This is a genomic window from Coleofasciculus sp. (genome assembly GCF_046539235.1).
In the GTDB taxonomy this organism is placed as follows: Bacteria; Cyanobacteriota; Cyanobacteriia; order Cyanobacteriales; family Coleofasciculaceae; genus Coleofasciculus.
The window spans coordinates 1-22913 of record NZ_JBKHHI010000059.1 but is presented as its reverse complement, the minus strand read 5'-3'; the positions used below and the strand labels follow the sequence as shown (position 1 = coordinate 22913).

Below are 22913 nucleotides of genomic sequence, written 5' to 3'. Positions count from 1 at the left end.
AAAAAGCGAAGCATCCTCTGGTCTCCCCCTTTTTAAGGGGGACGGAAGGGGGATCTAAAGGGGGACGGAAGGGGGATCTAAAGGGGGACGGAAGGGGGATCAAAAGGGGGACGGAAGGGGGATCTGAAGGGGGACTTTGATCTACTGTATTTTATTACAGCGCAAAGCGCTGTAATGGCTAGCTGAACCACTTATTAATTCAGAAACTATACGAGTAATCAGGACAAAATTATTCCGATTTTAGATAACTATCAATAATCGCTAATTAGAGAAAAAACCAAGCGATTATTATGACTTGTGCGAAATAAAAATAGCCGAATGACTTTGCATTAATTCGACCAGCTTCTGCTTGAAGCGGTCAAATCCAAACCTGTCGATAACCGCCTGACGTAGTGCTTCAGGTTGATACATTAGTGGATTGGGGTAAGTTCCCTGTAATATCTGGATCAGAGTCTGGGCGATCGCGTCCACATCATCGGGATCGACCAAAGCTCCCAACTCACCCTGACAGAGGGCATCGATCGCCCCATCTTGGTTTCCCCCTAACGTGGGTTTGCCACAGGCTAGAGCTTCTAAGTAAACGATACCAAACCCTTCTAGTTTGCTCGGCATGGCAAAGACATCACAGAGATTGTAATAATCGCATAGTTCAGCATCTGGAATAAATCCCGCCAAGGTAACCCAATCTTTTAGCTGACGCTCTCGAATGAACTGTTCGAGTCGGGGACGATCATCGCCTTTGCCAACAATAATGTAGTGAACCTGGGGTAGGGCTTGGCGAATTTGTGGGAGCGCCTCTATAATTTTTTCATACCCCTTATAGGATTCGCGCCGTGATAGGCGGTTAACCGTTAGTATAATTGGCTGCTCTGGTTTTAATTGATATCGCTTCAGCAGATGAGTTGGTTTGTGACGAATCTCAAATCGATGCGGGTCAAATGTATTGGGTAAAATTGATAGTTGGTTAGGGTCAAGGTTTTGTTTTTTGAGGAGGCGATCGCGGGTGTAGGAACTGACAGCAAGAATGCGATCGGCCTGTTGTAGGGCAGTCTGTAAGGCTGGACGTTGAATATTCCAAGCTTCTACACCGTGAGCGATACTCCAATAAGGAATACCAGTTAGTCGTTTGAGCCAGTAGGCAGCAACCGTAAAATTGAGATGAGAGGTGATAACTAAATTAGGGCGTTGCCAGATAGCGCTTGCGATCAGTTGGGCAGCAAAGCCGGGAGTGCGTAGGGATAGAGGCAATGATCCGGAATAGTGAAAATTAGTATGGGAGAAAACTGATAAATCACTAGGACAGCGATTATCGTGTTTTAAGAATACATCGTACTGAACCTGGGGATAAGTTGTTTGCAGAGCTTCTAGCAAAAAGGCAGAATAAACTTGAATACCTCCTTTAAACTCAAATATATTCGGAAACCAAAGGTGTAGGCGAGTCTGATTGGCAAGGGCTAACATTTTGCACAAAACATAGGATAACGTGTGCTGTTGTTGATGAACTACTGGCTGGGGCAAAGTACCCCCAGATGGACTAGGGCTTCTTTTAAACCTTGAGTTGTTTGGGTATAGCTATAATGAGTGACAATTTTGCGGCTTTCTTCTCCCCACATCTTTAATCGCTCTCTATCTGAAAAAGCTTCTTGTAGACAAGTAGCAAGTGCCGACAAGTCACCGGCTGGAAAAATCAATCCGTTTCTGTAGGGTTGAATTAAATCGGAAGCACAGCCTACATGAGTACTAGCGATCGCAGGGCGGGACATACACATCGCTTCGTTAATCGCCAGTCCCCAGGTTTCCCAGGAACCGTAGCTAGGTAAAACCACTAGATCGGCAGCGGCGTAGGTACGCGGCATCAGCGTTTGGTTTTGAAAGCAGGCAAAGTAAATGTGCGGATGTTCTGCGGCTTGTCGGTGCAATTCACGTTCTAGCGATCCCGCGCCGACAAACAGCAGCGATACTTGAGAAAGGTTTGCCTGTAAAAAGGCTTGCAGTAAATCTTGAGGACGCTTTTTTTCTTCAAATTTCCCAGCAAATAAAATAACGGAGTGGTTTTCAGGAATTCCTAGTTCCTGCTGCCAAAGCTTGGCTTGGCGACTGGCTTCTTCCGCTTGAGAAAAGAAGCGATCATTGTCTATGGCGTGAGGCGCGAAAAACAGGTTTTCCGGGGGAACGCCGTGGTAACGGAAATAATGATAATTCCCTTGACCAACATAAAGACAGGCAGAAAAGCGTCGATAAATCAGGCTAATAAACTTGCGACGCAGCCATTGTTTAGCACCAGTAATTGGTAAAAGCCGATGGGAGTCACCCCGAAACAACAGTGGCGTTTGGCGGCAGTTCCAGCGCCAGATAAAATTATAAAGACTGGCGTAGTTATAATTCATCAAGAGAACGGCATCTGGATTATAAGCCCTCACTTGATTGAATAAGGATGGGTTTTGCAGTCCCCAGAAGTGGCTAGTACCGGGATGAGGACTGATATTGGGGACGAATTCATTGTCATATCCAGATAATAGGGGGACATCCCACTGTATTCTTTGCTTGAAACCTGCATCGACTTGCTGGGTGACGCCGAAGTTCCAGAGATAAAAAACTTTAAACGAAAAGTCAGCCACACTAGCAATGTGGCGAAACAAAGGAGCGTAGTATTGAATCGGATGAGACGTAATGATCGCCAGTTTTTTCATGAACCTTCCTGATTCAAATTATTCAGGCTTTTATTTTAACGATTGATATCTATAAAATCTTTAATTTTATAAGCCTTCATGAAGGTAAAAGTAATTCCCACTAAAACCATAGTGGCTTGAAAAAGCGCAGCAAAGTAGACACCCGCACTCCATTCTGTTTGGAAAGCGCAACTCATCAACAGCACAGCAAAAAGGGAACGAGAGGAGATCAGGGGTGTATGCAGACTCCAGCTTGTAGCTTTTCCATAAAAGGCACCAAAAAAAATTGCTAATCCGGCGCAGCCTAAAAGACCGAAATTGGCATAAGCTTCGGCTAGCAAGCCCCAGCCAATTGTAGTTGTAAACGTTGCCTCGCGAGTTTGCAGACCGTAATGAATGTTTAATAGATAAGTCCCTTCGTGGCTGCGAATTTTATTATTATTTAAAAAACGCGGAATGACTAACTGAGGCAGAATTGTGTAAGTTTTTCCCTGTAAATACGGCACAGTTACCGGAGTTTTGCTCTGAGCCAAGAGTAGTATATGAATTACACTACTTCTTTGTAGAAATGAAGCTTTTTCTTCCGATTGACTACTTGCTCCCGATTGAGGACTCGCCCTTTGATTTTTATAATATTCGAGTGAATAACCAACCCATTCAGCATACCAACCTGGATACTCCCAGGGTTGTACAAAGCGATTTGGGGAGCCAAACCAATATTTGGCTCGCATTTCTGCTTTACCGTAGTGCAGCAAAGACAAACAAATTACAACTATAATTATTGGCAATACGGGCATTCGCCGACTTCCCAAAATAAAAGCAACTGTCGCGATTAGGAAAATTGAAGCCGCCCCGACTAAAAGTAGAGAAGCCGCCCTGGTAATCATATATAATGCTAACAAAGCAAAGAATAATTGATTCGTTCGCCTTGAAAATTTTCCGGCGCCAGCATAAAAAGATAAGGTGAAAACGGCTAATACGTTAAGTCCTAGTATAGCGCTGCGAATTAAAGAAAATAGTCCTCCATCCAGAAAAAACCATCCCCCCAGTGAGTACATATTAAACAACACACCAGCCGCAAGAACACCTAAGAAAAATTTATCGCCGCTTTGCTCGTTAAAGGCTCGATAAGCTGGCGGCAAAGGAGGCGGCGTTTTGACAAAATTAAACCAGATTAAGGTAGCTAATCCCAGAAAACCCGCTACGGTGACGCTGGCAAATAAATGCTCTTGTGGTGAGTAAAGTATAACTTTGGGATGGTTGCTGACTAAGGGAATAGCGTGAGTCCAAAGATAAGTCAGGGCGAAAAGTGGAAATATGGGTAGTCCTAATGCTTTGCCGGAACACCACAAATAAGCAGGAAATAAGGCAGCGATCGCGATTAAGATAGCACCCGCAATACTAGCCAATGAGTGAGTTTGTAGCGTGTAAAGTTCAAAAAGAAATAAAACCGTTACAATTATCCAAAATGCTTGGAGTAACTGTCGCCGTTGTTGGCGGACAACAATTGGATGATTGAGCAGCGATTGGAGAACTAGTTTGAGATGACTGGTCATGCTTTCTTCACACCCTCGTGCAACGTCAGACATCGGTCAAAGATGGCACATTGTTGGCGGGTCATTTCTTGGGCTGTATAGGGTTGGAATTCTGACCAGTTGGTTTCCGGTTGATACCCTTTCGCGGTAGACAGTAGCCAATTGAGCTGATACCCGATATCTTTGAGCAAATCTTCTGGTCTAGCTTGTGAATTGAAAGTGATTACTCGACCCGGATTACAGCGGCGCAAAATTTCTACAACGGAACTCTGTTGATGGAAAATAGCGAATATTGGTTTCCGAGCTAGAATGCAGGGGTAAATTTTAGAAGCGGTGTAGCCCGGATCGTCGGAACCGATGAGTAAAATTGCATCGCTGTCGGTGAGAATCTGTAAAGCTTCAAAATAGGGAACGCGATGGGGATACTCTTCTACTATGTCAGCAACTCCCAGTGCTTCCGCAATTGGCTGTATAGTTTTAACCGCGCGATTTCCTGGTGCATAACTGGTACCGACAAAGTGTAGTTTGACGCAATCCCATTGTTCTGGATGTTGATAACGCTTGGACTGGATGCTGGAGAATAATGCTCGCACAGCCAAAGCCATATCGCCGCCACCTCGACCGACATAAACCCAATGGCGTTTCCCATCATTGGGGTCAAAGATGTTTTGCCGAACCTTGAGGGAAGGAAGCTGCTTAAAGTCTGTTTCAGGCGCACCAAAGGGCAGGACGGTAAACTGGTCTTGGCGCAACCAGGAATATCGCTCAAGTAAGGTTTTCGGGTATTCTGGGGACACACTGATGACATGGCTGGCATGACGCAGGGTGTTAGGTTCAAGCCTTTGTGCCATAAATTGAGCAAAACCATATTTAAAGCGACCGCCTGGTGGTCTAGGTGAGTTAGGCTGCTTGTGGTAGTCGCTTAACCAGGGGTCTTGAAAGTCAAGGACGTAAGGTACTCCCAAGTGGCTGCGCCATCGGGAACCAAGCGCCATTGCGGTAAAGGCAGTGGTTGAGAAATAGGTTAAATCGAATTTTTCTCTGGCGAGGATGCGATCGCCTGCTTTGAGCAGGTGGAAAAAACACCGCAGGCTCAGGCTGCTCATACCGATGCGTTTAGTGTATTTTACAGGCAATGCTCCTGTGCAGGTGACTGGGATATGGCTGGGAACTGTCTGTTTTAGTAGGGGGTCAGGCACGCCCTCAACGCATTCAGGTCGCACAGTGAGAATGTGAGGTTCCCAGCCGAATTCTTCAAAGTAGGGCAAAGACATCCGCACCCGTTGATGATCGGGGGCGTTAATCGGTGGGAAATGGGGGCTGACAATAAGGACTCGACGGTTCAAGGTTTGACAACACCTTTAGCTATAATTTCAACGGCTGTTAAGACTAGCAACTTAGCTAGGTAAAAAAACTCCATTACTACGAGGAGGAAATTGAGACGGTTGGTAGAGTCGGTCGTTGTGGTCGAACAGATGGCAGCGATATCCAAATGCACTCAGGTACTCTCGAATTCGCTCACCGTTTTGATCAACAGATTCGGCATAGATGGCTCGGATGCGCTGCTGTTTTAACAGTTCTTCTGCCCCTTGTAAAGCAGGAATTTCGTAGCCTTCTACGTCCAACTTCCACAAATCAACGGTTTCAATGGAACGGATAGCTAACTCGTCTGCCAAGCGCACAATCTGGATTGTTTCTCCCTCAGTCTCAGAGATTTGATTCCAAGCACCATGACCATAATTGGCTCCGATATTTTGCAGGCGCAGTGGAGTGGGTGCAGCGCCGAGACCAAATCTGAGGAGTTCTACGGGTAGATTGGGATAGGTGACTAGGCATTCCTCTAACCAGTCGGCTGCCTCTTTGCCCGGTTCAAAAGCTAATAATTTGCCTTGGGGTATCCACTGAGCCAAATACATCAGCATTTGACCAATGTTTGCCCCGGAATCGACAATGATGCCATTGGGGGGAAGGACTTTCTTTGCCCAGTTGAGGAAGTTAGCGCCCTCATATTTGCCATACACAATCCAGCGGTGAGTCGGATTAGTCAGGTCAAGTTTCCAGGGGAGACCCGATCCGGTTTTCACCCAGCAGATGCCTCTATGAGCGATCGCACTGCCAAACAATCGCTCGCAAATGCCCAGTTTGTGGGGGAAGTCAATGGGTTGTAACCAGGTTAGGGGTAATGGCAGGGAGCAATGGCGTGGCATGTCGTTAGAAACAGTCACTATAGTTGGGTTGGACAATAACAAGGTTAGTCTTGTCTGTGGGCTGGTTACTCATACAAGCCAGGGATAAACCAATCAGGACTCCCTCATCCCACGTTGGGATTTATCATTGTTGGACTTTTTGTTTGTGAGATTGGCAGGAATCAGACTGCAGTACAGTTGCTCGTACTTATCCACAATTACTGAAGCGGAAAAGCAATCTTCGGCACGTTGGCGGCAGTTACGGCGGTCGATTTCAGGTAAGTTTTGGATGGCGGTGCAGGCTTCCTCCACGCTGCTGACGAGATAGCCGTCAATACCAGGGCGGACAATTTCGGGTAAGGCGCCTAAAGGACAAGAAATAACGGGCGTACCGCAGGCAAGGGCTTCAGCAAAGACGATACCGAAGGGTTCTTCCCATTCAATCGGTACAATCATGGCAGCAGCTTGACCCAGTAGGGCGTTTTTCTGGATATCGTTGACGGAGCCAACGTACTCTATCCCGTCTTTGCCTAGGTGGGGAACGATTTGGTCTTGCCAGTAGCGTCTGGCTTCTCCCGTTGTACCATGGTTGCCAGCAATGAGCAGACGGCGTCCAGTGTTTCGGGCAGCAACAATAGCATTATGCGCCCCTTTAATTTGTTCTATCCGACTCAGGAACACTAAGGGAGCATCGGGGGCAATGGTGGGCTCGAAAGTGTATTTTTCTAGTTCTACGCAATTGTGGATGGGATGCCAAATGCCACCAGAGGCTCGACCTTGGCGACAAATATGCTCGCTGCAACCGGTGAATGTGAGGGAATTCCCTGCTAGTTTTACCCCCCAGCTAGTGGTGCGATGGCTAGGGCGGCGTTGGTAGGACATTACCTTGGGCAGGGGAGAACGCAAAAGCGGCAAGAGATAGAGGATGCGGGAAAAGCTATGTACGAGGTCGGGTTGAAATTGCCGGACGGCTGACCATAAAGCAGCGGTGTTTTGCAGGGCGTCGCATTTATCTTGGGACTTGAGACCGAGCCAGGGGAAGTGTTGATGCGCTGGTGAGGTCGAGTCTTGGTGGGCAACGAGTCCGACTGTGTGACCACGAGTTTGCAGTCTGATGACTAAAATATCGATAATGCGCTCGATGCCGCCATAGAGTTGTGGGGGGACTGGGAGTTCGGGGTCGGCTGTGAGGAGGATACGCATATCAGGCACTCCAGCGTTTGTCGGCTCGAAGAGGACTATGGCGTGGTACAAAGATAAAGTCTGCTTGCCAGAGAGCTTTGTCTAGAGGACGGCGAGTGAGACCACAGATATCATAAGCGACCCAATCACGCTCATCCAGCCATGCGATCATTTCCGCAAGCAGGGGGACATTTTGATGGATATCCAGTAAATTTATTTCTGCCAGGATTACTTGCATTTTTGGCAGAGATTTCTCAGCTCCCTTAAGTATTTCCCATTCATAACCTTGAACATCCAGTTTGAGGAAATCGGGAGAGCGATCGCTAAAATTTTCCCGCACAATTTGGTCTACAGTCCGCATTTGATGGTAGCTGACTGGGAAGCTTTGGGGCATTTGCTCGACGAGAACAGAAGATGCCGTTTCAGCTTGATGAAGTGGCACTTTATCTCGCGTTTCTGCTCCCAGTAAACCGGGAAATACTTGTATCGATGAATTACTAAATGCTAGTTGCTGAAGTTGGTCAACCCGATGCTCTAGTGCTTCAAAACAGCTCACTTTAGCGTCAGACCAAACTTGAAGGCAACTTAAGGCAAAATCACCTTTGTAAGCCCCGACATCAAATATTTGAATAGGCTGAAAACCAGCAGAGTAAAGGCGTCCTAGCGCTAAGGGAATGTCTGGAACTCCGAGTTTCCGGGCGAGGTATTTACGGACTTTGGATTTGATTGACATAGATTTACTGCTGTTTAGCTATTAGAGATATCACTTATCTATTCCAATAAGCGATGAGTTCATCAGTCTCTTTCAAGCTTTTGCCACCGATAGGCTGCAATTGATAGCCTAACGATGTCAGAAACTGACAGCATTGGTGATGTACGTCACGACCATGAATGGCTAATAAAATAGTCGGATGGGCATTTTTCAGCAGAGACTTTGCTCCAGAAAAAACCTGCATTTCTGCCCCTTCCACATCGATTTTGAGGTAGTCTGGGGTCGGAATTTCGCCTTTAGAAATCAGGTCATCTAGGCTAACCGTCTTAACCTGAAGATTGCCTTGCGATGAGATATGACCTTGAAAGCTACTCGAACTCTCCTCAAAAGACACCACACCACTGCAATCGGAAACGGCTGCCTCGATCGCAGTGACATTTGTAATACCGTTTAGACTGAGGTGTTGTTTTAGGTAGAATAAATTTTTGGGTATAGGCTCAAAGGCAAATACTTTTCCGTTGGAGCCAACTAGTACCGAGGCTAAAAGCGTGTAGAAGCCGACATGCGCCCCTAAATCAAAGACAACACTTCCCGGAGTAATTATCTTCTCGAAGATAAGCTGCTTATCATATTCATAGCTTCCTAGCCAGCAACCGTGTTGACTCGAGTCTACGATCCACTGCTTACCCCTAAGCCTACCTTGCCAGATAGGCATCCTCATTTTAGAGGGTATCAACGTAAGTGGAAAACGCAACAGTTTTCCTATAGATGTCCTGTTAGAAATTCCAGAAAAATTCATAGCTAATCTATTTATTTTCGAGTATCCGGACACTGCACGCTCAACGCTTATTTTCCCTAGCAAAAGCCAGTTCAGCCGCTTGTAGGAGAATTTCAGCCTGCTTTTCCCAGCAAAATTGCTCTGTCGCGGCTTCCAAGCAGGCAGTTTTGGCAGCAGCAAACTTTTCAGAATCGCACAGTAAGTCTTTCAGCGCTTGGGCTAGTGCAACAGGATCGTTATTAGGAATTAATCGACTGATCGCAGGCTGTTGGCAAAGTATCTCTCGCTGACCTGCTGTATCGGTAGCAATTACTGCTAGACCGGCTTGTAGGTACTGAAAGAGTTTATTGGTTACCGTGAGATTGCGGCTAGGAATATCTGTATACTCCAAAGCCAAACCGATATCATGCTCAGCAATACGAGATAGTAATTTGGCATTAGGGACGGTGGGATGAATGAAGATGCGATCGCGCCATTCTGATGTCACCAGTGGTTCTAACCATTGACGAACGCTTTCCGGGTAGTTGCCCCGTAAATGAATTTCTACAGGTATATGTAGGTGAGGGAGTGCCTGGAAGAGGGTTTCTAGTCCCCGTCCAGGTCCGATAGTTTGGGAGAACCAATGAACAGAGGATAACTTTAAATTCTTGCGATCGCGTTTTTGGCTGTCGATTTGTTCTCGCTCCGCCCAAGGAAAGGTGTTGTAAATAACTGTTGGTTTTGGTGCTTGATAAGCCTCAGCTAGAGCTTCAGCTAGAGCATGGGAAGTCGTGAGGCAGTAGGTACACTCACGGGCAAGACGGCTTTCTAAGGCTTTGAGTTGGGCGATTGGTCGGGCAGCACGGGCTGTGGGTGGGAGGTCTTCAGAAAACCAATCTTCAAAGTCTACTCCCACGCGGAAGCCTTCATCTAATAGTTGACTACCTACCCAAAGTCCTGCTTCTGAATGCACAATGGTTAGGTCGGCACGAGCTTGACGGGCAACCTTTAGCATTGCCTTTGCTCCGTAACCGAGTAATCCTGGTGAAAAGATGCCAAATTGCTGAAACTGTTCTTTAGCCAGACGGCTTTGGAGTCGGATTTTCCAATTGTTGAGGCGGTGAGTGGGTTGAAAATCAACGATGGGTTCAAATCGCCATTTCTTGTTAGCGATGAGGATGCGATCGCGCTTTACCAGTTCTGGGTCAAACCAAAAGCCACGCACTGTAACATTGTGACCAGCATTAGCGAGTGTCTCTGCTTCTTTCTGGGGTCGAGGAGCAGTACACAGATGAGCGCCGATCAAAATCATAATTTTTGCCATTAGGCATAACCCCGAGTAGGCTAATTTGCTAAAGCCAACTTGAAAGATCCCGTTCAATTAGATTTTCCAGCTTTAAGATATCCTCTTTATACACTTGGCTAAAACGCTGCTGAATTTCTGGTGACAATGGAAATAGCTTGACTCGATTATATTGCCTTAATTTTTCAACGAAGTTCTGCCTTAAATTATTGGTTATTATTGATTTTACAACAGACTTAAGTCTGCTCTGTCGGGCAAGCAATAGATTAAGATAGTTATTTCTAGGGGAGCTAGTTATATTATGCTTGACTGAAACGTCAGGAACAAAATTAATATCTATATTCAGTAATTTGAAAATATCCTGTAGTAATCCTACAGGATCGGCTTTTAGATCTTCATGAAGATAAATCTTAATTCGTTCTCTAGGAAACAGGTCAAAATAGTGCTTGACTTGGTTGTAGTAAAATCCAGTTTGTAAATAATGAAAGTCCCACTCAAAGTTATCACTTATACGACTTTGTTCCGCTTGCAGTGCACGTTCAAAATTAGTGATAGATTCCCAGCCACATTGAACGCGAAACGCCCAGCTAGAATAAGCTCTCTCAACGGGGTTGCGTAGAATAGCAATCAATTTTGCTTCTGGTATATGATACCGTATTCTTTCTGCTGCTGTTTGGCTATAAAGATACCAAGTGGATGCTTCGCCAATAGCTATTTCATCAGTGACTCCCTCAAAGAGACTACTGTAAGCTTCAATATTTGGGATGCCCCAATGGGGTTTATTTTCACCTTCAAAAGAAAAAAAGTGTGGCTCCTTACAGGAAGGCATATAAATTTGTGGATGCTGTTTGAGATAATTAAATATGGCTGTGGTTCCACATTTGGGTGCGCCTACAATGATAAAATTAGGCAGAATCATATAGTTCGATATTGTTGAATATTCAACTTAATAATTTATACCTGTAAAATGGACTAATACGAGTTAGACAAGTTGCGCTCAACTTAGTGCCATTGGCTCAAATCTGTTTCTATATAATACTCCAATCGTTTATTTTGATATTTATATAATTGATTTTTGAATCTCCCATTTAAGTCGTTGAATCAGCTTTGAGAGTTTCCACCCAACAGCTGCTTGGCTATATCCATACCGATATACAAGTTTTTGGATGTGCTTCGCTTGCTGCCATCCCACTATCTGAGACAACAGTTGAAACATTAGTCCGCCGGAAGGTTTCAGACCTGAACCACCGAGTTGCTGGACTTTCATTTCTGCATTCTTGCGAAGTTCTGGTACATCCGGATAAACTTCGTAAATGAAGCGTTGTAATTTTGTCGCACAGGCGTGGCGTGTACGTGGACTATTTTCTATTGACAGCAAGGCTGGTATACTCAGTTCTATAGACTGAAAAGCTGATTCATAAGCAGCAGAGGACTTGGAACCACTCAAACTGGTAGGCAGCCCAGATCGGTAGTAAGTCCTTGCACCTCGGCAAAACTGGACTCCCTCACTAGCTAGGACGACCCGGCAAAAGTATTCACCATCATCATCTAAAGATAGAGTTTCGTTCCAAGCACCAGCCTTTTCAGTAATATGTTGCGGTACTAACCAAGCGGCAGGGTGCATCATCCAGCCCCCTTGCCAAGCATAAACTAACCAATCAACTGGCGACATATCTATCCACAGGGGTTGAGGGATAAATAAAGCTTCTGAGGGAGTTTTGTAGAATCTCGCCCATTCTCCGGCAGCTACACAATTACAATTCTCATTTGCCAGAAGTTGCACCTGATGTTCTACCTTATCAGGTGCCAACAGATCGTCAGCGTCCAGATACTGGATAAAATCCCCTTGCGACTCTTGAAATGCTCGATTTCTAGCAGCGCTGGCTCCTTTGTTTGACTGAGTGATGACCTTGATGCCACGCGGCTCGAACTGCTTGGCAATTTCTAAACTACGGTCTTTTGATCCGTCATCAACGAGGATAATTTCTGTAGGCGACCACGTTTGTGCCAGTGCAGATTCCAGTGTTTGGGCCAGCCATGCTTCGGCGTTGTAGCAAGGGATGAGAATGGAAACCAGGGGTTTCATAGGCTGTACTTCGCCGTTTAACGATTCATCTGTCAATTGATTTAGACAAAAAATGACTTAATCTGCAAAAAACTCTCTTCAAGGAGTGCCGGAAAATTGCTCCTTGAGTTGTTGATAGTTAGTAATCATTTCAGAGGGTAATTTTGTCGCCTGCTTCTTTGTTTCTGTATTCAGTTTTTTTATTTCTAAGCCAAGAAATTCTTCAATATTATTTGTGGTATTTGTCATATTTTCTATTAAATCTTCATAGGCTATGACTAGCTTTTTGTGATTCGCAAAGAATTCATCTGCTTCATCTTCCATCTTCCGAATTGCTTCAAAATCTTGCCTACATTCATCAAAATTAAGATCAAACTTCACCTCCTTTTTGTTGTCACCCAGACCTCCTGTAGCTCCTACACCCCAATTCCCCGTAGCCTGTGCAGTAAAAGTTGATACTATGCGCTGTAGCAAGTTCTTACGCCTCATATGGATAATGGCGATGTCCGTATTCTCCTTGAGGTAAGACCACAAATCGGATTTTGTTGAACTCCAAGAAGGTGGACGACCTACATCTTTCCACCATCGGTCGAAATCAGATGAATTCCACCAAGGATTATCTGTTCGTCCTTGCGTGTAAATAAGTTTAAACCCCACAGCCTGAATTTTTTGCGGGTGTGGCTTATAAATTTCCGTCTTTAGAAATTCCACTGGGTCGCTATTTCTCAAATCAACGATTCGTTTATCTTGAGATTTTGCTCGATAACCTGGAGCATGAAACGGAATAGACTCAAGATGGTGGTGGAATAATTCAAAAAACATTAAGGTTTGGCTATGCTTGGAAAGTAGCGAACACAGCATTGTCGAACCAGTGCGGATACCACATACTATGACAAACTTTTGATAGTTTTGCTGGTTGGGTAGTAGGTTGGTATCGACCAACCAGTTTTTGAGCTGATGCTTATACTCGATGGTTCTATTCGATATTTTCTTGCTTAACATGAGTGATTGTTGATAAGTTTCGCTCGTCAAAAATGAAAGAAATTATTTCCCGATAATTGAGTTTTACAAAAAAAACAATCTCAAGCATAGCGTCTTCAAATGATCTGTGAACATCTAAGAGCTTGAAAACCTTGTTGAATCTTTACATCTCAAATAAAAACATTATGGAACCTAGCTATTTCAAATTAGCATTTACTACTCCGTAAGACATGTCTCCAGCCGTAGCGGAAATACCAGGGCTTAGAATCGGCAACATAATGATGCATTATGGCTTGCGGCTTCAATGCTTCTTCACGCTCCGGCATTAGCAAATACTCTTCGGCAGGTGAAATTGCACAAGGCTTGCCAGCTAGAAGCATGGCACTGAGTCCTTGTGTCACATTATAGTGAGTTCCTTCTTTTTCAAGCATAGTTTTAAGCCAGAGTTCAAGTTTCTGCCAATCTATATCCTCACTCTTAAATCCTAAAATACCGATATTCACAAGTTCAGGTATTTGATTTCCACTGAGATAAACCATCAAATCATTAGAATATCCATAGGCGTTTTTAACATCCATCATATAGCAAGGTTTATGTGGATAATTCAGCCACTCTAAAAGAAATTTAGGAGACTGAAAGAAGAGCATATCTGAATCGAGAAATAGCTTCCAACCCTGAGAACCAACATGAAAATCCGTTAGCTTACGCAAAAGAGGTTGCTTCAGACGTCGCTCTCTCAAAACTGGAAACTTGCTTTCCGGTAAATATTTGTCCAAACGGGCTTCAATAGTTTGCAGTGATACAATCTTAGCACTAGGAAAAATTCTGATTATTTCTTCTTTATGCTTTTGCTCTAATGTTCCATCATCATAAATAACAGGGCGCAAGTTGATTTGTGATTGTTGAATCATTGAATAGGCACAAAAGCAAGTTTGATACCAGTACTTTTTACCTGTCAAAAAGTAGATTTCCGGTGAATTAGGGAAATTATTAGATAACTCTAGCTCTATTGGTTTCAATGAGGATACAGCTTTCTCCATTTTCAGCCGACCTCTATTAGTCAATACCGTATTGATTAGACCCCAACGGAGAAGTTTTTCTATATAGCCCTTGGGAGCATAGTAGAGTCGGTAAAGAGCGACTCCTAGGTGTAAGTCTTTGGCTAATTGCCTTAGTCGGATCAGTTGAGTGTTAGCTGTCATGGTTGATAAAATACTCTAGGATAATTCAGATCGCCCTTCAAACATTCCACAAGCACCTTGCCAGCACACATAGGCAACAGGGCTTTTCCAAGGTTGATAGCGGAAAAATGCCCTGACTTTTCGTGGTAGAACTGTCCAGCGCGGAATTTTTTGCCAGGGTCGGATACCGTGTACATCAAGGACTTGCACCCAGGAACGTGTCGAAGCACGGTTCAATCGGGCAAGATAGTCTTTGGTCAGACGTCTTGCAGAAATCAAGTGTGTTAGCTGGAGTTGGGGAAAGTAACCAACTCCCCAGCCGGCTTCTAAAATAGTCAAAATAATGTCGTTGTCTTCACCAGAAATTAATTGCTTGCCCGTGCGCCCTAGCGCTAACCGAGTACTATTTCCGGTCATGCGTTCTGCATATATTTCAGCAGCTTGCCGTCGTATCACTAGCCCAGCACCAATGGGAGCAAATTTGGGATACTGTCTAGACAATCCAGTCGCTTTCGTTGATGCTTCTTCCCAATAACAAACTTGAACTTTATCTCCCAAGTCACGTAGCCCTAAACTCAGACCAGTTTGAATAAACCAGGGTTCTGGATCGACCTCAAATTCTGGCAATGATTTACCCCCAATTGCTCCCAGGCGAGGATTCTGCTGCAAAATTTCTACTGTATTTTTTAGGTAATCGACATCGAGGACATTATCATCATCCGCAAAGACAAAAAATTCGGCTGTTGCTTCTCGAAAGCCTCGTATTCGAGCAGGAGTTAGACCAAGTTTTTCTTCCCGAATGTGTCGAGCAGATGGATGCCAACTCAAATCAATTTCTGATGCAAGCAGTTTATCACTTGCATTATCAATTAACAGAAGCTCCCATTGCTCTACTGGTAAGTTCTGAGATCGTAAAGCCGTAATAACTCTATCCAGATAATTGTTTTGAGGATTATGAGTGCAGATAATTAAGCTAATTTTTTTTCTCATAATTCTTCATTTTTAGGAAGTATTTTCTCTCTGATCCAAGTTACTCCAGATTTTGCGACTTTAGCAGGTAAACCCACAGCTATGCAATTCTCAGGTATATCTTTCGTGACAACCGATCTAATGCCAATAATGCTGTTTTCAGGAATATCTTTAGTAAAGTACACCTCTCATGCGATCCCTTCAGAAACAGAATCTTTTGACTCTCGCGCTCCTAAAGCTTGCCTTCTTTCAATTGCCCGTACATAGCTAGCTTCCTGTAAAGCGCCAATTCGCTCTAAGTTATACTCAGTGAGAACGCGATCGCGTGCTGCTTGACCTAATTGCATACGTAACTCTGGATTTTCTAGTAGTTCAATAACCGCCTTAGCAATTTTCTCAGGACTACGAGGAGGAATTAATCTCCCCGTCCTACCAAAATCAAGCATCTCCATCATGCCACCCGCACTACTTCCAACTACGCCACGAGCAGCAGCCATTGACTCCAGGCATACATTGGGGAAATTCTCCCAAATACTCGGGAAAACACAGATATCTGTATCAGCAAGTATTGAGGGAATAGAATCAAGTCTTACAGAACCAGTAAACTCTAGAGAGTTTCTATATCGCTGCACTGTTTTTTCTATATGCTGCTGCATATTTAAATTAGACAAAGGCAATGGTAAAGAACGACCTACAAAGCGGAAACGAGTGTTGGGATATTGCTGTAATATCAACGGAATAGCCCGTGCTAGATCGAGAACTCCCTTACGAACTTCCAGCCTCCCCATAAAAGTGACTACATTGGTATTTGATTTAACAGGAAGATTTAAAAGTTCCTCCGACGGTATATAAGGATTGGGAATATGAAGGACTTTCTCCGCAGGCAGTTCCCACACTTCAATTAGCTTGTCACCTAAGGCTTTGGAAGGCGTCGTGATTTCATCAGCGTCTAGAGTATGTAGACGCTCGATATCGTTTTTGATATCGTAGTGCCAACGAGGAAACGGCTGAGGTTTATTCCCTCTGCGTAATGCCCCTATATATCTGCGAACTTTCATCTGAATAGATGGTTGAACCAGGTTGATTTGCCTGATCACAAATGAAGGAGTGTGAAGCTTAACTACGAGCGGAATATCTGGAACTAACTGAACAGCTCCCCGCGCATAAGCATAAATTTCTGCTCCTTCAAGCACATCAAACTTAACTACGGTATGTCGCTCAGCAAACACTCGACCAACATTTAAAGAAAAGTTTTTCCTGTTTTTCTCTTTATCTTGAACTCGGTGAACTACGATTCCGTCCTCTATTTCAGTTCCATGTCGGTAGGAACTACCTGAAAATATCTCTATCTGATGACCTCGCTGTTTCAATAGTTTAGACACTTGATCTACATAAGTAGCGATACCACCAAGTGCAGTGTCAGGAGGGTATTCATAGCTAACAAAAGCAATTTTCATGTAAAAATTTATAGGGATTATGAAAGACACAACTGATTAGTTGCTTAATTGTCATGTTCAAAATAAATAAATTGAGATTTCCAACGATAAACCGCATCTGAGTCAATTTTTATCTCAGTCGGCAAAGGTGTTTCAATCCAGTGATTAATATATTGAAAATCAGAACGCTTAGTTGTTGGTAGATTTGTATCTTTAGCAATTTCTGCTGCTCTGTTATCTATTTCTATAACTAACGCTCTTTTTCGAGATAGCAAGCATTTTACTCCACCATGTAACCTTGTACCGATGTAGTCAAACGGAATTCCTGAGTTCAGTAAGTTATTGAATGAACTTAAGGAGTGTTCTAGCATAACAACCGGAATATTGATTGCAGAGACTAACTGAGAAATATACTCCTTGTCACCACGACCTTGTGACCAAATAAATACTTTCTCATATTTGCAGCTAATTAGGTTAAGTAACTTCTTGTCTAATTCATAGTCTTTGGAATAATCCGTTAGCATTACCAAAGCACTTGCTGACTTAGTAGAGGGAATGTCTTCAGATCTAATATTCATCAGAGGCCACATTGTAGGACAGCCAGTATTTATAACGTTACTAATTCCCGCTAATTGCAGTTGTCTTTTTGTATAGCTATCTCTAACTGAGTGAAAAAACTTACGAGAAAGAACCATCTTTAACAGAATGCTCGTATAAAAATTTGGTTTATGTTGATAAAATTGCCAACCAACACCCATTAAAATTGCTTTTTTAAGCATTAATTGCTGCCGACCAGAAACTTTCCACTTTTTATAGATATTCATTTTTGAATTCAATAAATTTGTGCCGCCAACAAACGAGATTGAGCAACTCCGAATAGATCTAATATGTTCTTGATGTGGAAAAGTATGAGTTGAGATATGAACAATTGAGCTATTCTCAAAAATATTATTCAGTTCTCTCTCGACCGCCTCTTGAATAATTAAATCTCCCAGGTTGGCACTTGGCGAACCATTATTGTTTTCAATTCCTGGATCGAATAAGCATATTTTCATGGAAAATTCTAATCAAAAATTTAGGATAAATGATCTAAGCGATATCCGTCGAGAACTAGCAGATAATTTGAAGACGAAAGCACCCAACGCTTAAGTCTTATACAGGTAAAATCCATCTATGTTGAAGGCACACATTTCCATATCCAGCGTTTGATGTTATAGGCCTTCCTCGGAGTTCGCCTTGTTCCACTTCCACAATAGTAGCTGCCTCGATATGGTCTTGTAACTCACCATCACTGAAAATTGCCGCATTCATCCGGTAACGACCAGGTGTAAGTACCAATTCATCCAGTTCACACATAAGCTGATTGCCTATCTGCGAGTTATTCAAATCCTCTTTGCCATGCACCGCACTATTGAAGTTTACGACTGCCTGACCGTACTGGTCGTACAATGTAAAAGAGCATGCCATTTTGGGTCTTATGGCGGTAACGTGAAATACAAAACGAGCAGGGCGACCTGTTGCCAAAGTTATCGATGGCAAATTGCCACCTGTGGAAACATCTACCTGGGCAAGTCGTACTAGTCCCTTACCTTTTCGGTCTTTACGTTCTAAAAGATTGTGTGTTCCAGATTGTTCCAGAGTTCTCAGGTAAGCACTTACTGCTGCATTTGCCGTATCATCAGCCTCAACAGTTCCATAACGTAAAAAAATACCTCGGCTGCATAGAGTCTGCACTACCCCCATATTGTGACTAACAAATAACACTGTTCGTCCCTTTTTTCCAACCTCCTCCATCTTCCCCAAGCACTTCTTCTGAAACTGAACATCCCCCACCGCCAACACCTCATCCACCACCAAAATCTCCGGTTCCAAATGCGCCGCCACCGCAAACGCCAACCGTACATACATCCCCGACGAATACCGCTTCACCGGCGTATCCAAAAACTTCTCCACCTCAGCAAAAGCGACAATCTCATCAAACTTCCGCTTAATCTCCGCCTTACTCATCCCCAAAATCGCACCATTAAGATAAATATTCTCTCGTCCCGTCAACTCCGGATGAAACCCCGTCCCCACTTCCAATAAACTCGCCACTCTACCCTTAATCCGGATACTCCCTTTTGTCGGTTCCGTAATTCGACTCAAAATCTTCAACAGCGTTGACTTACCCGCCCCATTGCGCCCAATAATCCCAACTCTATCCCCCTGCTGAATCTCAAACGACACATCCTTAAGCGCCCAAAACTCCTCAACTGTCGGGTCAGACTCCCCCTTCCCCAGAGGCTTCAGCAACCTGCGCCCCACAGACTTCGCCCCATTCGCAATAACATCCCGCAGCGCCGTATACCGTTCCTGCTTCTGGTGACCGATAATATACTTCTTCCCCAAATTTTCGACCCGAATTATTGTATTAGACATACTGCAACAAAACTGCTATCTATAGATGCAATGCTTTGGCAATTTATCCGGAAAAATACAAAAACAGACTATTTATTTAAATAACTGAATTCTTTAAATTAAAAAAGCTCACGCTAATCAAGACCTGACTAAATCACATCCGCAAACGTCCGCTCCACCTTACGGAAATACCAAATCCCACTAACAAAAAACAGCGCCACCAAACTCAACGACAGAGCAAACCCTGGCAAATGCAGCTTCGACTCACCCCCCAAAATCGCCCAGCGGAAGCCATCAATCACCCCCACCATTGGGTTGAGCGAATAAACAAACCGCCATTTATCCGGCACCACAGTGCTACTAAACCCTACTGGGGAAATATACAGCCCAAACTGCACAATAAACGGTACAATGTAGCGAAAATCCCGATACTTCACATTCAGCGCCGCCAACCACAACCCCACCCCCATCGACGCTATAAACGCAATGGCAATAAACAAGGGTAGCGTGACAATCCGCCAACTCGGTACAAAGTCATACCACGCCATCAATCCCAGCAATATCATCCCCGAAATCATGAAATCCACAAAACTGACAATCACCGCACTCGTCGGCACAATTAAGCGGGGAAAATACACCTTAGAAATCAAATTAGCATTGCTAATTAAACTCTGGCTACAGTTTGACATGGCATTGGAGAAAAACTGCCAGGGTAACATCGCCGCAAACACCAAAATCGGGTAGGGCGCACCTGCTTCAGACGGCAATTTAGCAATCTTGCCAAACACTACTGTAAACACCACCATCGTCAGAAACGGTCGAATCAACGCCCAAGCAATCCCAATAATCGTCTGCTTATAGCGCACCAGAATATCCCGCCACGCCAAAAAGTAAAACAACTCCCGATAACGCCACAAGTCTTTCCAATACTGTTGTTCCGTGCGACCCGCTTCAATGACTAACTCTGTTGGTTGAACCATTGCGATTCTTCTATCGTCAATTTTCCCTGTCAATAAGAGTCTTTAAGTTGAATGGCACGCTCAGATTAGGCTGGTGGGCACTGCCCACCCTACGGTATATTAAGGATTTCGGCGATCTCAAAATGCAGAAGGCGAGCGTGCCATTGACCTTAAGTTGATCGGGATAGCTTTTCTAGCTTGTGTCACAGTTTTTGAGGTATTGTAGCATTGGTTTCGATTACTGGAGTGGTCGCTAAACTCCACTAATATTCACAATCTGTTGACCCAATCCGGATAAAATTGCTCAAACTTCCAATCGCCAGATTATTAGTGCGCTATATATGGTTTCATTGCGTAAGATCTATTCCACCATTTGAGCTGTGTCATGTCAGTCCAGTAGTTGTTCACTTAGGTTGGCTATCTGTCCACTGGATGTCGCTAATGTTAAGCGTTATCCCATGTTTGGTTGATCGCTCAAGCCATCACCATACCGCCATCGACGTTGAACACCTGCCCAGTAATATAAGCGGCGGCTGGATCAGCTGCTAAAAATCGCACCATGCCCGCAATTTCCTCTGGCTTGCCATAGCGACCTAGGGGAATATACTTAATAATATCCTCAGATTTAATGTCTTTGGTCATATCGGTTTCAATAAATCCAGGAGCCACAGCATTTACGGTAATCCCGCGAGGTGCTAATTCCTTCGCCACGGTTTTGGTAAATCCAATCACTCCCGCTTTGGCGGCGCTATAATTTGCCTGACCTGGATTGCCCATTTGTCCCGCGACGGAGGCAATATTAATAATCCGACCCGATTTTTGCTTGAGCATGATTTTACTGGCTGCCCGAGTACAGAAAAACACACCAGTCAGATTCAGGTCAATCACCGCCTGCCAATCATCAGGTTTCATCCGCATCAGCAGGGTGTCGCGGGTAATGCCAGCATTATTCACCAGTACGTCTAGGCGACCAAATTTGTCTTTCGTTTCCTTGACGAGAGTTTCAACCTCTTCCAGTTTCGAGACATCTGCCTGAAGCGCGATCGCATCTCCTCCGGCTTCGGTAATCCCAGCGACAACCTCATCTGCAGCCCCACTGGAACTAGCGTAGTTAACCACTACCTTCGCGCCCTCTGCGGCTAACGTCAATGCCACAGCGCGACCAATTCCCCGCGACGCCCCGGTGACAATCGCCACGCGATCGCTAAGTTGAGCAGATGTCTGTGATGCTTCCATAAACAATACCTCTATCTATTCGCTGAAGTCAGCTCTTAGCATTTTGCACTAGAATCGAGCCAAACCACTAATAACCGTGATGTTTTGTTATGGCAGTTAAAAAACAGTTTGCCAGTTTTCAGGAACTCCTCTCTGGATCGGATGTACCCGTGTTGGTCGATTTTTACGCGACTTGGTGTGGTCCATGTCAGATGATAGCACCGACCCTAGAGCAAGTCGGTGTTCAGCTCAAGGGTAAGCTACAAGTGGTCAAAATTGATACAGACAAATACCCCCAGATTGCCTCTGAGCATCATATTGAAGCCCTGCCCACCCTGATACTCTTTAAGGATGGCAAAGCGGTGGAACGGATTGAGGGGGTTGTCTCCGACAAGCAGCTTATGGAACGACTAAAACCTTTACTTTGAACAACCACAGAGACGTTCCGCCGGAACGTCTCTACCCAGGCGGAACTTGATCAATATCCCTTGATCTACTTCAGGATGCTGTCGTCGATTCTGGGGAATCACTGGGCCCAGTCGTGGCTTTATTCTTTTTCTCCTGTTCCCGTTGTTCCCGTTTTTTGCGATCGGCTTTGATCGCGTCTTCAATGACAATCTGGGCTTGAGCCATTTTTTCCAGGTTGCTGCGATACAACTCCACGTCTTTCTGTAATTTCTCTTGGGGAAGATGCAAAGTTTGACCGATTCGCTGGAGCATTTCCATAGACTGTTTCGCGTCTTGAACTAGCTCCGGTTCTGCCTGTTCCAAAAGGGTATACAACCCAATGGCAAACAGACGAGAGTATTTAAACTTAGGATTATCTGCGATCGCGGCAACCGTGGTATGAATATCCTCAGCACCCTCTAACGGTGTTGGTGAACCAAACCAGTCAACCAGTTCTTGTGCCGATAAACGCCCGACTGCGGCTTTCAGTTTTTCAGCATCATCCTGATACTGTTGCGGATTACCTCCCACCGCCTGACAAAGGGCGTTAAAAATGGATTCTTTATCCCGTTCCGGTCGATAGCCTTGCATGAAGCGGTTAAAGGAGGCGACCACACCTAAGACATAGATGGGATCATACTTAAAATCCACATTGACCGCCAGCAAATGCATCTCGACCATCAATTCTTCTACCACCCGTCGGTAAATCGAGTTGATTGGACGGGTGTGATAGTTATAAAAATCTCGTTTCGTATCCGAGACGGTGCGAACGTTACTCACAGAGCAAAATATAAAGGATATTTTTTACCATTGTCTCGCTTGAGTTTCACCCTAGGGGATAGAGTCTCAATCGAGTCATTCCTTCCATCTTACCAGTTTATTTCCACCAGCCCAATTAGTATAATGTTTCTTGGCTTGA

The 22913-nt window shown here is 44.5% G+C and carries 21 protein-coding genes; 1 reads left to right on the top strand and 20 read right to left on the bottom strand.

What is annotated here, in order from left to right:
• Positions 1-288: 288 nt before the first annotated feature.
• The 19 genes from ACLFWI_RS07940 to fabG all read right to left on the bottom strand — a co-directional run bounded on the left by ACLFWI_RS07940 (position 289) and on the right by fabG (position 21568).
• Positions 289-1461 (bottom strand): glycosyltransferase, encoded by a 1173-nt coding sequence (locus tag ACLFWI_RS07940; protein WP_446412487.1) that lies wholly within the window; start codon positions 1459-1461, stop codon positions 289-291.
• Positions 1462-1502: 41 nt separating this feature from the next.
• Complete coding sequence (locus ACLFWI_RS07935; protein ID WP_446412486.1) at positions 1503-2690, bottom strand: glycosyltransferase family 4 protein; 1188 nt, start codon at positions 2688-2690, stop codon at positions 1503-1505.
• Positions 2691-2725: 35 nt separating this feature from the next.
• A complete protein-coding gene (locus ACLFWI_RS07930; protein ID WP_446412485.1) occupies positions 2726-4258 on the bottom strand; it encodes a hypothetical protein in 1533 nt (510 codons plus the stop codon).
• On the bottom strand, positions 4222-5550 hold the full coding sequence (locus tag ACLFWI_RS07925; RefSeq protein ID WP_446412484.1) for a glycosyltransferase: 1329 nt from the start codon (positions 5548-5550) through the stop codon (positions 4222-4224). Before ACLFWI_RS07925 ends, ACLFWI_RS07930 begins: the two co-directional genes overlap by 37 nt.
• Positions 5551-5601: 51 nt before the next feature.
• Entirely contained in the window at positions 5602-6411 is an 810-nt protein-coding gene (locus tag ACLFWI_RS07920; RefSeq protein WP_446412483.1) for an FkbM family methyltransferase, read from the bottom strand.
• Between the two features lie 93 nt (positions 6412-6504).
• Positions 6505-7593 (bottom strand): glycosyltransferase, encoded by a 1089-nt coding sequence (locus ACLFWI_RS07915; protein WP_446412482.1) that lies wholly within the window; start codon positions 7591-7593, stop codon positions 6505-6507.
• Between the two features lies 1 nt (position 7594).
• Positions 7595-8305: an FkbM family methyltransferase gene (locus tag ACLFWI_RS07910; RefSeq protein ID WP_446412481.1), complete on the bottom strand. Its 711-nt coding sequence runs from the start codon at positions 8303-8305 to the stop codon at positions 7595-7597.
• A gap of 34 nt (positions 8306-8339) precedes the next feature.
• The gene (locus ACLFWI_RS07905; protein ID WP_446412480.1) at positions 8340-8999 is read right to left on the bottom strand and encodes an FkbM family methyltransferase; all 660 of its coding nucleotides are present in this window, start codon (positions 8997-8999) and stop codon (positions 8340-8342) included.
• 124 nt (positions 9000-9123) lie between these two features.
• Positions 9124-10365 (bottom strand): glycosyltransferase, encoded by a 1242-nt coding sequence (locus ACLFWI_RS07900; RefSeq protein ID WP_446412479.1) that lies wholly within the window; start codon positions 10363-10365, stop codon positions 9124-9126.
• 28 nt (positions 10366-10393) lie between these two features.
• Positions 10394-11263: a sulfotransferase family protein gene (locus tag ACLFWI_RS07895; protein ID WP_446412478.1), complete on the bottom strand. Its 870-nt coding sequence runs from the start codon at positions 11261-11263 to the stop codon at positions 10394-10396.
• 141 nt (positions 11264-11404) lie between these two features.
• Positions 11405-12430, bottom strand: a complete 1026-nt coding sequence (locus ACLFWI_RS07890) for a glycosyltransferase family 2 protein (protein ID WP_446412477.1) — start codon at positions 12428-12430, stop codon at positions 11405-11407.
• Between the two features lie 78 nt (positions 12431-12508).
• A complete protein-coding gene (locus tag ACLFWI_RS07885; protein ID WP_446412476.1) occupies positions 12509-13411 on the bottom strand; it encodes a Stf0 family sulfotransferase in 903 nt (300 codons plus the stop codon).
• Positions 13412-13596: 185 nt separating this feature from the next.
• Complete coding sequence (locus ACLFWI_RS07880; protein ID WP_446412475.1) at positions 13597-14592, bottom strand: glycosyl transferase; 996 nt, start codon at positions 14590-14592, stop codon at positions 13597-13599.
• Positions 14593-14607: 15 nt separating this feature from the next.
• Complete coding sequence (locus ACLFWI_RS07875; protein ID WP_446412474.1) at positions 14608-15561, bottom strand: glycosyltransferase; 954 nt, start codon at positions 15559-15561, stop codon at positions 14608-14610.
• A gap of 167 nt (positions 15562-15728) precedes the next feature.
• Positions 15729-16997, bottom strand: a complete 1269-nt coding sequence (locus tag ACLFWI_RS07870) for a glycosyltransferase family 4 protein (protein ID WP_446412473.1) — start codon at positions 16995-16997, stop codon at positions 15729-15731.
• A 44-nt stretch (positions 16998-17041) separates the two neighbouring features.
• The gene (locus ACLFWI_RS07865; RefSeq protein WP_446412472.1) at positions 17042-18031 is read right to left on the bottom strand and encodes a polysaccharide pyruvyl transferase family protein; all 990 of its coding nucleotides are present in this window, start codon (positions 18029-18031) and stop codon (positions 17042-17044) included.
• A gap of 97 nt (positions 18032-18128) precedes the next feature.
• Complete coding sequence (locus ACLFWI_RS07860; RefSeq protein WP_446412471.1) at positions 18129-19394, bottom strand: ABC transporter ATP-binding protein; 1266 nt, start codon at positions 19392-19394, stop codon at positions 18129-18131.
• A gap of 128 nt (positions 19395-19522) precedes the next feature.
• The gene (locus ACLFWI_RS07855) at positions 19523-20353 is read right to left on the bottom strand and encodes an ABC transporter permease (protein WP_446412470.1); all 831 of its coding nucleotides are present in this window, start codon (positions 20351-20353) and stop codon (positions 19523-19525) included.
• Positions 20354-20806: 453 nt separating this feature from the next.
• Complete coding sequence (gene fabG, locus ACLFWI_RS07850; protein WP_446412469.1) at positions 20807-21568, bottom strand: 3-oxoacyl-[acyl-carrier-protein] reductase; 762 nt, start codon at positions 21566-21568, stop codon at positions 20807-20809.
• Positions 21569-21657: 89 nt separating this feature from the next.
• On the opposite strand from fabG, the gene trxA reads away from it, so the two are divergent.
• On the top strand, positions 21658-21975 hold the full coding sequence (gene trxA, locus ACLFWI_RS07845; protein WP_446374071.1) for a thioredoxin: 318 nt from the start codon (positions 21658-21660) through the stop codon (positions 21973-21975).
• Positions 21976-22045: 70 nt separating this feature from the next.
• On the opposite strand, the gene psb29 is transcribed toward trxA, so the two are convergent.
• The gene (gene psb29, locus ACLFWI_RS07840) at positions 22046-22774 is read right to left on the bottom strand and encodes a photosystem II biogenesis protein Psp29 (RefSeq protein ID WP_446412468.1); all 729 of its coding nucleotides are present in this window, start codon (positions 22772-22774) and stop codon (positions 22046-22048) included.
• Positions 22775-22913: the final 139 nt, after the last annotated feature.